8 protein-coding genes and 1 other annotated feature are annotated in these 13,899 nt (G+C 66.7%); of the genes, 4 read left to right on the top strand and 4 right to left on the bottom strand.

What is annotated here, in order from left to right; all coding sequences use genetic code 11:
- Nucleotides 1-48 precede the first annotated feature (48 nt).
- Both PW843_09820 and PW843_09815 read left to right on the top strand, forming a co-directional pair.
- Nucleotides 49-2,370 (top strand): glycoside hydrolase family 3 C-terminal domain-containing protein, encoded by a 2,322-nt coding sequence (locus PW843_09820; GenBank protein MDE1146904.1) that lies wholly within the window; start codon nt 49-51, stop codon nt 2,368-2,370.
- A gap of 233 nt (nt 2,371-2,603) precedes the next feature.
- Entirely contained in the window at nt 2,604-4,229 is a 1,626-nt protein-coding gene (locus PW843_09815) for a GMC family oxidoreductase N-terminal domain-containing protein (GenBank protein ID MDE1146903.1), read from the top strand.
- On the opposite strand, the gene PW843_09810 is transcribed toward PW843_09815, so the two are convergent.
- The 3 genes from PW843_09810 to PW843_09800 form a co-directional block, all read right to left on the bottom strand.
- Entirely contained in the window at nt 4,226-4,879 is a 654-nt protein-coding gene (locus tag PW843_09810; protein MDE1146902.1) for a GNAT family N-acetyltransferase, read from the bottom strand. The two genes, PW843_09815 and PW843_09810, sit on opposite strands and share 4 nt — an antisense overlap.
- Nucleotides 4,880-4,893: 14 nt before the next feature.
- Complete coding sequence (locus tag PW843_09805) at nt 4,894-7,230, bottom strand: Orn/Lys/Arg decarboxylase N-terminal domain-containing protein (GenBank protein ID MDE1146901.1); 2,337 nt, start codon at nt 7,228-7,230, stop codon at nt 4,894-4,896.
- A gap of 188 nt (nt 7,231-7,418) precedes the next feature.
- A complete protein-coding gene (locus PW843_09800) occupies nt 7,419-8,705 on the bottom strand; it encodes a hypothetical protein (GenBank protein ID MDE1146900.1) in 1,287 nt (428 codons plus the stop codon).
- A 587-nt stretch (nt 8,706-9,292) separates the two neighbouring features.
- Between PW843_09800 and PW843_09795 the strand changes: the two genes are divergently transcribed.
- Nucleotides 9,293-9,748 (top strand): hypothetical protein, encoded by a 456-nt coding sequence (locus PW843_09795; protein ID MDE1146899.1) that lies wholly within the window; start codon nt 9,293-9,295, stop codon nt 9,746-9,748.
- A 36-nt stretch (nt 9,749-9,784) separates the two neighbouring features.
- On the opposite strand, the gene PW843_09790 is transcribed toward PW843_09795, so the two are convergent.
- Nucleotides 9,785-11,013, bottom strand: a protein-coding gene (locus PW843_09790) for an IS3 family transposase (protein ID MDE1146898.1) whose coding sequence is annotated in 2 segments (ribosomal slippage) — nt 9,785-10,725 and nt 10,725-11,013 — 1,230 coding nt in all. Because the reading frame shifts where the segments join, the coding sequence is not laid out codon by codon here.
- Nucleotides 10,616-10,732, bottom strand: a sequence feature (AL1L pseudoknot). (Overlaps the previous gene by 117 nt.)
- Before the next feature lie 169 nt (nt 11,014-11,182).
- On the opposite strand from PW843_09790, the gene PW843_09785 reads away from it, so the two are divergent.
- A complete protein-coding gene (locus tag PW843_09785) occupies nt 11,183-13,882 on the top strand; it encodes a sulfite reductase flavoprotein subunit alpha (protein MDE1146897.1) in 2,700 nt (899 codons plus the stop codon).
- The last annotated feature ends 17 nt before the right edge of the window (nt 13,883-13,899 follow it).

The raw sequence follows: 13,899 nt of genomic DNA, 5'->3' as shown, positions 1-13,899 counted from the left end.
CCGCCGGGCCCACCCGGCGGCAATAAAACCAGGGAGTATCGCCGCCCCATGACCCGACAGATGACCCGCCTCATGTCCCGCCGCGGCATCGCCGCCAGTGCCGCCGCCTGCGCCCTGATGATCGGCGCGCTGACCGCCCCCGCCGGCGCCCAGATCGCGCTGGAGGCCGAGATGTCGGCCCGCGCCACCGCCGCCGACTTGGCCCCCACGCCTACGGTCGATGGCCCCTGGATGAACACCAAGCTGTCGCCGGATGAGCGCGCGCGCCTGCTGGAAAGCCAGCTGACCCTGGATGAGCGCATCGGCATGCTGCACGGCATCATGGCCATCCCCTACAAGATCGATGGGCTGCCGCCGGGCGTGGTGTGGTCGGCCGGCTACATCCCCGGCGTGCCGCGCCTGGGCATCCCGGCCCTGCGCGAGACCGACGCCAGCCTGGGCGTGGCCACCCCCCACCGCCTGCGCCCGGACGGCGCCACCGGCCTGCCCTCGGGCCTGGCCATCGCGTCCACCTTCAGCCCCGAGGCCGCCTACAAGGGTGGCGCCATGGTGGGGGACGAGGCGCGTGCCAAGGGCTTCAACGTCCTGCTGGGCGGCGGCAGCAACCTGACGCGGGAGCCGCGCAACGGCCGCAACTTCGAATATCTGGGCGAGGATCCCTTGCTGGCCGGCACGCTGGCGGGCCAGGCCATCCGCGGCACCCAGGACCAGCACATCGTGGCCACGGTGAAGCACTTCGCCCTCAACAGCCAGGAATCCAGCCGCCGCGCCGTCAACGCCGTGATCGGCGAGGCGCCTTTGCGCGAAAGCGACCTGCTGGCCTTCCAGCTGGCGATCGAGGCCGGGCAGCCGGCCTCGGTCATGTGTTCCTACAACCGGGTCAACGGCCCCTGGGCCTGCGACAACGACTTCCTGCTGAACAAGGTGCTGAAGGGTGACTGGGCCTATCCCGGCTGGGTCATGTCCGACTGGGGCGCCACCCCGGCGCTGAGTGCGGCCATGAACGGCCTGGACCAGCAGTCGGGCGAGCAGATCGACGAGGATGTGTTCTTCGACAAGCCGCTGAAGGCCGCCGTGGCGGCGGGCCGGATCCCCGAGGCGCGGGTGTCCGACATGGTGCGGCGCATCCTGCGGTCCCTGTTCGCCGTCGGCGTGTTCGACCACAAGGAGGCCGCCGGCCCCATCGACTTCGACGCCCATGCCGCCCTGACCCGTTTGGTGGCGGAAGAGGGCATCGTGCTGCTGAAGAACAAGGGCGACGTGCTGCCCCTGGTGACCAAGGGCAAGCGCATCGCCATCATCGGCGGCCTGGCGGATGCCGGCGTGCTGTCGGGCGGCGGCTCATCCCAGGTGCTGGCGGCCGACGGGCCCAACCACGACTACAAGAACGGCGCCTTCATCCACATCGGCGGCACCGGCGAACTGGCCCACATCTCCGACGCCGTCTACCAGCCCGACGCGCCCCTGGCCGCCATCGAGGCCAAGGTGGGGAAGGACAACGTCATCTTCGCCGACGGCCGCTACGCCAGCGAATCCGCCGCCGCCGCGAAGGAGGCGGACGTGGCCATCGTCTTCGCCACGCAATGGAATATCGAGGGCCAGGACGTGCCGGACCTCAGCCTGCCCCAGGGTCAGGACGCCGTCATCGCCGCCGTGGCCGCCGCCAACCCCAACACCATCGTGGTGCTGGAGACCGGCGGGCCGGTGGCCATGCCCTGGCTGGACCAGGTGGCCGGCGTGGTGGAGGCCTGGTACCCCGGCACCCGCGGCGGCCAGGCCATCGCCAACATCCTGTTCGGCGATGCCAACCCCTCGGGCCATTTGCCCATCACCTTCCCGCGCGATCTGGCGCAGACGCCCAGCCCGGTGCTGGCCGGTTTCTACAACCGCGACCGCAAGCAGCAGTTCGACGCCCATTTCCCCGAAGGCTCGGATGTCGGTTACCGCTGGTACGCGGCCAAGGGCCTGTCGCCGCTGTTCCCCTTCGGCTACGGCCTCAGCTACACCACCTTCAGCCAGGGCGGGCTGAAAGCGACCCCAGGCGGTAAGGATGGTGAGGCGATGAAGATCAGCTTCACCATCGCCAACACCGGCAAGCGGGCCGGCGCCGACGTGGGCCAAGTCTATCTGGTGGCGGGCCCGCAGGGGAACCGCACCCGCCTGCTGGGCTTCGGCCGGGTGGATCTGAAGCCGGGCGAGAAGAAGACGGTGACGGTCGGCGTCGATCCCCGCCTGTTGGCCGACTTCGACACCCAGGCCCACGCCTGGAAGGTGGCGGCCGGCAGCTACACCGTGGCGCTGGGCAGCGACGCCCTGACCCTGGGCGAGAAGCAGACCGTGACCCTGAAGGCGCAAAAGCTGAAGCCTTAAGTATTCCCTCAGGCGGCGGGCGCGGGCATCCGCCCGCTTGCCTTGTCCTCACGTTTCAGTCCGCCTGCGGCTCCCCAAAACGCTCCGGCGGACGCGGTCGCGTCCTACAGCGGCATAAGATGCCGCCGGTGTATGGGAGTGGGCGGAATCGGATAGCCGGTTCCGCCTGCTTGCGCTGGGGCGTCCTTCAAGCGGACACTGGTGTCCAGTGACCCGCCTGGGAGGGATGCCTGATGACCACGCCACATATCGCCGCCGAGGGCGACACCTTCGATTACGTGGTGGTGGGGGCGGGATCGGCGGGGTGCGTGCTGGCCAACCGGCTGTCGGCCGACCCCAATACCCGCGTGGCACTGGTGGAGGCCGGCGGCAAGGACGACTGGATCTGGTTCCACATCCCCGTCGGTTACCTGTTCGCCATCGGCAATCCCCGCGCCGACTGGATGTTCCGGACGGAAGCGGTGCCGGGCCTGAACGGGCGCAGCCTGGCCTATCCCAGAGGCCGGGTCCTGGGCGGTAGTTCCGCCATCAACGCCATGATCTACATGCGCGGCCAGGCCGCCGACTATGACGGCTGGCGCCAGATGGGGCTGGAGGGCTGGGGCTGGGCCGACGTGCTGCCCACCTTCCTGGGCATGGAAGACCATGTGGGCGGCACCAGCCTGTTCCATGGGGCGGGCGGCGAATGGCACGTGGACAACCCGCGCATCCGCTGGGCCCTGCTGGACGCCTTCATCGCGGCCGCCGAACAGAGCGGTATCCCGCGGACGGAAGACTTCAACCGCGGCGACAATGAGGGCTGCGGCTATTTCCAGGTGAACCAGAAGGGTGGCCGGCGTTGGAGTGCGGCCCGCGCCTTCCTGGACCCCGTCCGCCACCGCCCCAACCTGAGCATCATCACCGGCGCCCTGGCCAACCGCCTACTATTCGATGGGAAGCGTGCCACGGGCGTGCACCTCAGCGTCCCCGGCGGCAACCGCGTCCTGGCGGCGCGGCGGGAGGTGGTGGTGGCCACCGGTGCCGTCGCCACCCCGGCCCTGCTGGAACGGTCCGGCATCGGCGCCGGCCAGCGCCTGCGCGATTTGGGCGTGGAGGTCGTGGCCGACCGGCCGGGCGTGGGGGAGAACTTGCAGGACCATCTGCAACTGCGCCCCATCTTCAAGGTCACGGGCGTGCCCACCCTGAACGGGCTCTACCGGTCGCTGCCCCACCGGGCATGGATGGGGCTGGACTACGCCCTGCGTCGGCGGGGACCGCTGACCATGGCGCCGTCGCAGCTGGGCGCCTTCACCCGCAGCGGGCCGGAATACGCCACCCCCAACCTGCAATTCCATATCCAGCCGCTGTCGCTGGACAAGTTCGGCGACGCCCTGCACCCCTTCGGCGCCTTCACCGCCAGCGTCTGCAATTTGCGCCCCACCAGCCGGGGCGGCATCCACGCCCGCAGCCCGCACGCCGCCGACGCCCCCGTCATCCAGCCCAACTACTTGGGCACGGAGGAGGACCGGCGGGTGGCGGTGGACAGCCTGCGCCTGGCGCGCCGCATCGCCCAGGCCCCGGCATTGGCCGCCTTCCGGCCGGAGGAATACAAGCCCGGCAGCCATATCCAGAGCGACGGCGACATCGCGACCGCCGCCGGCGACGTGGGCACCACCATCTTCCACCCCGTCGGCACCGCCCGCATGGGATCGCCCGCCGACACCCTGGCCGTCACCGACGCCCGCCTGCGGGTGATCGGGGTGGAGGGCCTGCGCGTGGCCGACGCCTCGGTCATGCCGCGCATCACGTCCGGCAACACGGCGTCCCCCACCATGATGATCGCGGAGAAGGCGGCGGCCATGATCCTGGCGGACGGTTAGGACGTGGTGGTCCCGTCCGGTGCTCCCTCATTGAGCACCGCATCGCCCGCCGGTGCCACCGGCTTTTCCTTGGTCTTCTTCGGCATCGGCGCCGGCGGCGTGCTGCTGCCCTCGCCCAGGGGGCGGATCACCAGCACGGAATCCGTCCATTTGCCGAACTTGTACCCGACGGCGGGCAAGTAGCCGGCGCGGGTGAAGCCGAAGCTTTCATGCAGGCGCAAGGAACGCTCGTTGGCGGCGTCGATATAGCCGATCATCTGCCGGTATCCCGCCGCGGCGCAGGCATCGATCAGGAACTGCATCAGGCGGCGACCGATGCCGGCCGACAGATGCTGGTGATGCACATAGATCGAATGCTTCACGGCATAACGATAGGCCGGGCGCTTGCGGAAGGGCACGGCGTAGGCGTAGCCGACCACCACGCCGTCCAATTCGGCCGCCACGTGGGGCAGCCGCTTGCTCAGCATGTTCTTGCGCCGGTGCTTCATGTCGTTTTCATCCGGGGCCGCCGGCTCATAGTCGCCGATGCCCCGGTTGATGTGATGGGCGTAGATTTCCAGCATCGCCTCCACATCCGCCTCGGTCGAGGGGCGGATGACGAGGCCGGAGGAGGGGGACGGCGCGGGATCGGTATCAGGCGTCAGGGTCATGGGCGGCGATGGTCCTATTCGCGGACGACGTAGGTATAAAAGCGGGTACGGCCGTCCGGGTCCAGCTTGCGATAGACGCCCTGGATCTCATTGTCGAAACCGGGGAACAGGTTGGTGGCCTGTTCGAACACCTTCAGGTACTGGATCATGGGGGCCGCCCGCTCCGTCAGCCGCTCGCCCGGCAGGATGGTGGCGATGCCGGGCGGATAGACCAGCATCAGCGTGGCGGCGATACGGCCGGGCAGTTGGTCCAGGGTGACGAAATCCACCTTGTTGCGCACCAGCTGCTTGGCCGCCTTGTGGGGCAACATGGCCATTTCCGGCAGATGCTCGGGCCGGAACTGTTGGCGCTGCAAGGCGCTGATGTTGTGGCCGCGATAGAAGGCGTGGATGTCGCGGCACAGATCGCCCAGGCGCACGCCGTTGTAGCGTGGCGCCCGGCGGCGGACGAAGTCGGGCATGATGTCGTCCAGCACGGCGTTGTCGTCATGCAGGCGCTTGAAGAAGATCAGCGCGCTCATCAGCCCGCCGGCCTTGCTGCTTTCCACCCCGGGCGTCAGCAGGAACAGCAGGGAGTTCAGGTCGTTCTTCTCCGGCACGATCTGGTTTTCGCGCAGGTATTCCGCCACCACCGGGGCCGGTATGCCCTGGTCCAGATAGGCGCCGGTACGGCGGTCGAAACCGGGGGTCAGGATGGTCAGCTTGTTGGGGTCGGTCATGGCGTAGCCCGGCCCCAGGTGCTTGTAGCCATGCCAGGTGCGGCCCGGTTCCAGCATCCAGTGGGTGGGGTCGCGGGCCAAATCGTCGGTCGGCACGTCCTCCCACCGCACGTCGCGGCCCTCCAGCCGGGTGACGTCGGGCACGAAGGGGTCGAAGAACCACTGGCGGGCGGGATCGCTTTCCTTCTCCACGAACTCGCGGGCGATGGCGCGCAGCTTCTTGCGGGTTTCGATGCCCAGGCGGATGGTGTCGTCCCACAGCACCTCGCCCGACTTGCCCTTCATCATCTGCGCGCCCACGTCCAGCGAGGCGAAGATGGGGTAGAACGGGCTGGTTGAGGCGTGCTGCAGGAAGGATTCGTTGAAGCGGCGATGTTCCACCCGCCGCTCATGATCGCCGATGTGCTTGTCCTTCACATGGATCTGCGACGCCTGGCTGAAGCTGGCCAACTGCTTGTGCGTTGACTGGGTGGTGATGATGCCGGGGCTGTCGGGTCCTAAGTTCTTCACCCCCATGCCATAGCGCCCCTGGAACAGGGGGTGGAACTTCATGAAGCCGGCCCAGGCCTCATCGAACAGGATGTAGTCGCACAGCGGCCCCAGCTTCTGCACCAGCAGGTCGGCGTTGTTGATGGTGCCGTCATATGAGCATTGCTGGATGACCGCCACGCGGAAGGGGCGCGGCTTCTTCCAGGCCTCGGGATCCGTGACCATGGGATGGGTGCGGATCTTCTCGCGGATCGCCGCCTCGTCCAGCGCCTCGTAATCGATGGGGCCGATCAGGCCGTGGGCGTTGCGGTCGGTCTCCAGGAAGATGGGCGTGCCCTGGCCCAGCAGCAGGGCGCCATGATGGGCGGCCTTGTGGTTGTTGCGGTCGAACAGCACCAAATCGTCCTCCGCCACCAGGGCGCCCAGCACCACCTTGTTGGAGGCCGAGGTGCCGTTCAGCACGAAATAGGTGCGCTCCGCCCCGAAGATCTTGGCGGCTTCCTTCTGCGCCTTGAGCGCCGGGCCCTCGTGCACCAGCAGGTCGCCCAGATCCACGACCGAGTTGTCCAGGTCGTCGCGGAAGATGGCCTCGCCCAGATGTTCCACGAAGATGCGGCCGATGGGGCTGCGGTTATAGAAGATGCCGCCGTTGTGGCCGGGGCAGGTCCACATCTGGTTGCCTTCCTCGGCATAGTCCACCAGGGCGCCGAAGAAGGGGGTCTTCAGGGTTTCGGCGTACTGGCGCAGGCGGCTGATCAGGTTCTTGGCGATGAACTGCGGCGTTTCCTCCGCCAGGAAGACATAGCCATCGATCTCCCGCATCACCTCCACCGGGATGTCCTCCAGCCGCTTGCGCCGGACCAGCAGCACGATGGGCATTTCCAGGCCGCGGGCGCGCACCAGCGAGATCAGGGCCGCCGCCTTGCCCTCCGGCCCGCGCTTGCCCCAGTCCAGCACCATGCAGCCGATGGCCGCGTCGGTGCGGATGGCCAGCTCCGCGTCCTCGATGCGCCGGGCCTTGGCGACCTCGAAGCCCAGCCGCTCCACCTCGACGATGATGTCCTGCAACCGCGCGCCTTCCAGTTCATCGGCCTCGAAGGCGGGGGCGCAGACCAGGAAATTGAAGCGGCGGAAAAAATCCATCTGGAGGCTCCCGTGAGGATAGGCCGGAAAAGGCGGCAGCGGAGAAGGCGGCAAGCGAGGCTGAGGAAGCAAGCATGTCCCGCCGCCAGCCACAAAAGAAGTTTCAAAGAAATTTCACACCGGCATGCAGGTGGTGTCGCCACCGGGCCTATCCAAGGCGATGGGGGACGTTCCCGGCTTATCGAGCCCTACGAACAATTCCCGGAAGGGGGATGTGCCACAGCCTGGTCGGGGACCCTTGGTTCCGCATCGAAAACCACCTCCTCCGCCATCCAACCGGGCAGGGCTCCGCCCTCGCCCAGCCGCCTGACGACGTCTCGACGACAGAGTGTGCACGGCTCGTTTTCATAAAGCCAAAGTAACACCGGAACACTTTCCTGGATCACAGCTGGGCTTTGCTCGAGCAGGTGAAGCACAGAGAACCCGATCCTATGGCAGGTTTCATCATTCAAAACCGATCGTTCGATCGCCCTGCCAATAACCTCGAAGTCACCGGAATGATAGTTGGCCTGAAGCAGGTCCAGCGCATCTCTGACCCGGCCCGCCGCCAGGAAATCCAACGCCGCCGTTCGAACCTCCGGGGAACGGATGCGGCCAAGGATCCGCATGGCCCCATAAGCAATCATGGGGTTTTCATGCCGCGTCAGCGGGAAGAGTGTGGCGGCGGGCAGTGGAAAGGCCCGTTCGCGGAATACCCGCAGGTACGACCGAACTCTACGCTCATCTCGCTCGGCCAGCATATCCTGGGCGGCAAGGATAATATCCGTCTGATCCGCATCACGGACCCACGCGGTGCGCGGGCTTCTTCCGGCCTCAACGTTGGCCTTGAATTCAGCGTAGTTCTTTGGACCTGCCGGCGCCGGGCGAGGCGCTTTTTCCGCGACCAGAACCATCAGCCTGTCCAGTTCGGGACAAACCGTACGGGCATATTCCACCGCTTTGGATGACTGCTCTTCCCCGTCGCGTTCTTTCAGCGTTTGGATCAGTTGCTGCACCAGCCAGCCTTCGCCGTCCAAATCAGCCACCACACTTTCATAAATGCGGTGAATACCCAGCAGGACGCCGTCAATACCGTCCAGCTTCACCAGGGCCCACATGCAGGGCTCGACCAAATGGTCGGAGGCGCATTGGAGGAAAGTGCGCAATTCCTGACGGTCAAACCGCTGATCTTCCGCCGCGATCAGACATAAGATGGCAAATATCTGCGCCACATCGTGGTCATCATGGAAACCTGCCCCGAGGCGCCCCCGTAAAGCGTCCCAGAAAAAGGGCGACTGTCCCGACACACTGATCAAGCGATGAAGATAGCCATCGCGGGTGCTCTCACATTGACGGTCGTAAACATCGTTCATAATGCACGCGTCGAGCAGCGCATCCCTCAACGCCGGATTATCCGGATCGGATCGCAACATGAGCATGCTGCGCCCCAAACCCTTCTTGAGCGCCAGCCTGAAGGCAACCGCGTCAATGCTCATAAAAGGCCGCTCCATCCCGGGAGGATAGCCCCCAGCAAGCGCGCTGTGGGCTGACCCATAAAGTGAGAAGGGCGGGCGAGGCGGGCCACCAAAGCTCAGGCGAGCTTGCTGCATTTCCTGATCAAAGCCTCACCCAATTGATGCGAAAACCGAATGCTCTGACGCTGTAGCTTGAGAAAACCGCTTCTGTCCGCTTTGCGCCCCGTATAGGTCGTTCACACCGGCGACCAGCTATCCCGAAAGCCGCCGATTGTTCATCGGGCTCTTGGCGCGGCTCGGAATGGCCGGCTTTGGGACTTTGCTAGCTTTCAGCTTCTGGTTAGAATTGAGCATTGCAGACGGGTGAGAGGCAGAGCGCGAGATACCCAGCCCCCTTAGGCGACACGAGTGAACGCAATCGACTGGGCAACAATAAGCGAATATCGTCATGAGCAGGCCTGCGGCACCCACTTGGGGGGGATGAATGTTCTACTTGTTCAATGTGGACGCTTGGCTTGAGGAGGTTCTCGACCGCTGTAGCGAAAATGGCCTAGATCCACAGGCGTCAATCTTCGCTATCTTCCTCTTTTCATCGCTCGACATTGAGTATGTGGACTTCTCGACACAAAGCCCAGATTTCCGCTGCATCCGGGACAAGCGTTCATCTGTTTACACCGGTTGTTCACAACAACCAAACCATCCCTGATGATGAGTGGCGACACCTGCGCAGCCACTTTCGGAATGGTGGCATTCCGCTTCCACGCACTCCATCTGTGGTGCTGTTCAATCTTATAAAGCGAAGAAGCGCGACGGGGTTTGAACCGAATTACCTTGCTGCTTACGGACTCTCGCAAAAGCGCGATTTACCTGAACTGATGCGCGATTTCGTCGATGCCTGCATCGAGAATCGCGGGAGTATTCTCGGACTTCGCCGCGAAATCGGTGAAATTCTGCGTTCCAAAAATCTGATCACGACCCAACCATCCCACAAGAACCTGTTCGTCGAACCTCACTGGAACGATATCCTTCACTCGCCTCAGGTCTTCATAAGCTATTCCCATTGAACCGCGCCGGGATTGTCGGAGGCCGTTTGGTTTGAGTCAGGCGGCCATCGCCGGGGTGTCCGTCATGGCGTGGAAGCGAGCCTCAGCTTCGGCGGGTGGGATGTTGCCGATGGGGCCCAGGATCCGCCGGTGGTTGAACCAATCGACCCATTCCAGGGTGGCGTATTCGACGGCCTCGAAGGATCGCCATGGCCCACGCCGGTGGATCACCTCGGCCTTGTAGAGGCCGTTGATGGTTTCCGCCAGGGCGTTGTCGTAGCTGTCGCCGACACTGCCGACCGAGGGCTCGATCCCGGCGTCCGCCAGGCGCTCGGTGTACTTGATGCTGACGTATTGAACGCCCCTGTCCGAATGATGAACCAGGCCGCCGTGCTTGGCCGGTTGCCGTTCATGCAGGGCTTGCTCCAGTGCGTCGAGCACGAAGGCGGCATGGGCCGTCCGCGATACCCGCCAGCCGACGATGCGCCGGGCGTAGGCGTCGATGACGAAGGCCACGTAGACGAAGCCCTGCCAGGTGGCAACGTAGGTGAAGTCCGACAGCCACAGCATGTTCGGCCGGGGCGCATGGAATTGCCGATTGACATGGTCCAGCGGACAGGGTGCCGCCTTGTCGCTCACCGTCGTCCTCACCGGCTTGCCCCGGATCACACCTCGCAGGCCCAGGTCCCGCATCAGCCGGGCGACCGTGCAACGCGCGATGGCTTGGCCCTCCCGCTTGAGCTGGTGCCAGACCTTGCGCACGCCATAGACGGCGAAGTTCTCGTCGAACACCCGCCGTATTGCGACCTTCAACCGTGTGTCCCGCTTGGCCCGCGCCGGCAGGCGATCCGGGTTGGAACGCCGCGACGCATGCCGGTGATAGGTCGACGGGGCGATCGGCAACACCTGGCAGATCGGCTCGACCCCGTGCGCACCCCGATGCTCATCGATGAAGGCGATCATGGCTTGAACCGGCGGTCGAGCTCCGCCGCCGCAAAATACGCGCTCGCCTTGCGCAGGATGTCATTCGCTTGGCGCAGTTCCCGGTTCTCCCGTTCCAGCGCCTTCAGCCGTTCCGCGACATCGCTGGGAACACCGGCCCGCGTGCCTGCTTCAACCTCGGCCTTCTTCACCCATTCGTTCAGCGTCTGTCCGGAACAGCCGATCTTCGCCGCGATCGACATCACCGCCGCCCAACGGGACGGATGATCCTTCTCGTGATCCAACACCAGCCGCACCGCGCGGGCACGAACTTCGGGGGAAAACTTGTTCGTCGTCTTGCTCATCGTGGCTTCAGTCTCTCAGGAGTGAAAGCCTCCGACAATCCCGGCGCGGTTCAATCCCCGGCAAACCGTCTTTTCAAACGGCGGCCCGCCCCTTATAACGGCAATGCGAGTGATTTGCATTTGCCGCATAAGGCCACCGCCGTACCTGGGGATTTGAGACTTGACCAGCGTGACCAGAGATCACGCCGGCGACAGCAATGCCGTCGGCCAGCCCGCCATCGCCCCGTCGCCGGCCCGCCGGGGCCGATCGTGGACGACGCGACTGCCCACGCCGCGCTGGGTGCTGTTCCAAATCCACTGGTTCCTGGGCATCACCCTGGGCTTCGTGCTGGCGCTGATGGGCATCACCGGCGCCACCATGAGTTTCGAGGACCAGATCATGCGGGCGATCAGCCCCGGCGTGGTCACGGTGGCGGTGCAGACCACGCAGATCCTGTCGCCCGACACGCTGATGGCGCGCCTGCATGAGCAGCGCCCCGACGACAAGGTCACCATGCTGGTGCTGTCCCCCGCCCCCGACGAGGCGGCGCGGGTGATGTTCGACCGGCGCCCGGGCGAGGAAGGGCGCGGCACCCGTGCCTATGTCGACCCCTACAGCGGCGTCATCCTGGGCGGCGCCAACGGCGAGGCCTTTTTCGGCTTTGTGCGCAACCTGCACCGCTGGCTGGCCCTGCCCGGCGGGCCCAACGGCATCGGCCGGCAGATCACCGGCCCGGCCGTCTTCGCCCTGCTGTTCTTCTGCCTGTCGGGCCTGTACCTGCGCTGGCCGCGTCGCGTGATGGACTGGCGCGCCTGGCTGGCGCTGGACACCAAGGCCAAGGGCCGCGCCTTCCTGTGGTCGCTGCACGCCGTAGCCGGCACCTGGGTACTGGTCATCTACCTGGCCATCGGCCTGACCGGCCTGTGGTGGTCCTACGATTGGTACCGTCAGGGCGTGACCCAACTGCTGACCGGCCAGGCGCCGCAGCAGGAACGGGGGGGTGAGCAGCGGGGCGGCGGTCGTGAAGGGGGTGGCAAGGAAGGCGGCGGACGTGCCGGCGGCGCCCAGACGGCGGTGCCGATGGACACCGCCTGGACCGGCTTCCTGCAGCAGACCGGCGGCCATTACGAGATCGCGACCCTGACCCCGCCGGCCCGGCCCGGCGCGCCGGTGCGCATCCGCTATCGGGCCGAGGGCGCGCCGCATGAATACGCCACCGACGACATGACGGTGGATTCCGCCAGCGGTGCCGTGAAAAGCGAAAGCCACTACGCCGACAAGCCCACGGGCGCCAAGCTGGTCAGCAGCATCCTGGCCATCCATCGCGGCACCTTCTTCGGCACCGGCGGCGCCATCGTCTTCATGATCGCCGCCGGCACCATGCCGCTGTTCACCGTCACCGGCCTGATGCTGTACCTGGACCGCCGCCGCAAGAAGAAGGCGGCGCGGGCGGCCATGGCCGCCGCGGGCATCACCAGCGCGACGCCGGCGCCAGTATCCACCGCCCTGACCGTGGCCTATGCCAGCCAGACCGGCACGGCGGAACAGCTGGCCTGGCGCACCGCCGGCCTGTTGCGCGATGGCGGCCTGGCGCCCGAGGTCGTGCCGCTGCAAAAGCTGGAACTCGCCGGCCTGACCGGCCGCCTGCTGGTGGTGGCCAGCACCTATGGCGAGGGCGAACCGCCGGACGATCTGCGCATCTTCGCCAAGAAGGTGATGGCCAAGCCCGCCGCCCTGGCCGGCCTGGAATACGCCGTGCTGGCGCTGGGTGATCGGGGGTATGAGCATTTCTGCGGTTTCGGCCGCGCGCTGGACAAATGGCTGGGCGACAGCGGTGCCGTCCGCCTGTTCGACACGGTGACGGTGGACGCCAGCGCCGACGGCGGCGACACCGCCGCCCTGCACGACTGGCAGGCCCGCCTGCGCCAGCTGGGTGCCGCCCAGGCGCCCGACTGGGCCCCGCCGGTCTACGACCGCTGGCGCCTGGCGGAACGCCGCCTGCTGAACCCCGGCAGCCCCGGCAACCCGGCCTTCCACCTGGCGCTGGAGCCGGTGGACCAGCCGCTGCCGGCCTGGCAGGCGGGCGACATCGTCCAGATCCTGCCAGCCAACGGCGACGCCGCCGTCCAGGCCTTCCTGACGGCCACCGGGCTGGACGGTGCGGCCTGGGTGCAGACGCCCGGGGGCCAAGAGCGCCTGGATGCCCTGCTGGCCACCAGCCATCTGCCCGATGCGAACGACGTGCTGGCCCGGGGCCAGGCGGCGCAGGATGTGGCGGACGGCCTGGCCGCATTGCCCCACCGCGAATATTCCATCGCCTCCCTGCCCGAGGATGGGCGGCTGGACCTGCTTGTCCGCCTGCAACGCCGGCCCGACGGCACGCCGGGCCTGGGCTCCGGCTGGCTGACCACCTTCGCGCCCCTGGGGCACGAGGTACGCCTGCGCATCCGCAACAACCCCGGCTTCCACCCGCCGGCCGCCCCCTTGCCCATGATCCTGATCGGCGCCGGCACCGGCCTGGCGGGCCTGCGCGCCCACCTGAAGCACCGCCGGTCCCGCCGCCTGGGCCAGGCCTGGCTGGTGTTTGGTGAGCGCACCGCCACCCACGACCGCCTGCACGGGCCCGAGATCGACACCTGGCAGGCCGACGGCACCCTGGCGCGCGTGGAATGGGCCTTCTCCCGCGATGGCGGCGGGTATGTGCAGCAGCGCGTGGCGGCGGCGGCCGAGGAAATCCGCCAGTGGGTGGGCCAGGGGGCGACCATCTACGTCTGCGGCAGCCTGCAAGGCATGGCCCCGGCGGTGGACGACGCCTTGGCCAAGGCGCTGGGCCGCGACCAGCTGGACGCCCTGACGGCGGACGGCCGTTATCGGCGCGACGTGTACTGACGGCTTTTCCGGAGCCA

It is taken from the genome of Azospirillaceae bacterium, assembly GCA_028283825.1.
Lineage (GTDB): Bacteria > Pseudomonadota > Alphaproteobacteria > Azospirillales > Azospirillaceae > Nitrospirillum.
This window is presented reverse-complemented; position numbering and strand designations above follow the sequence as displayed.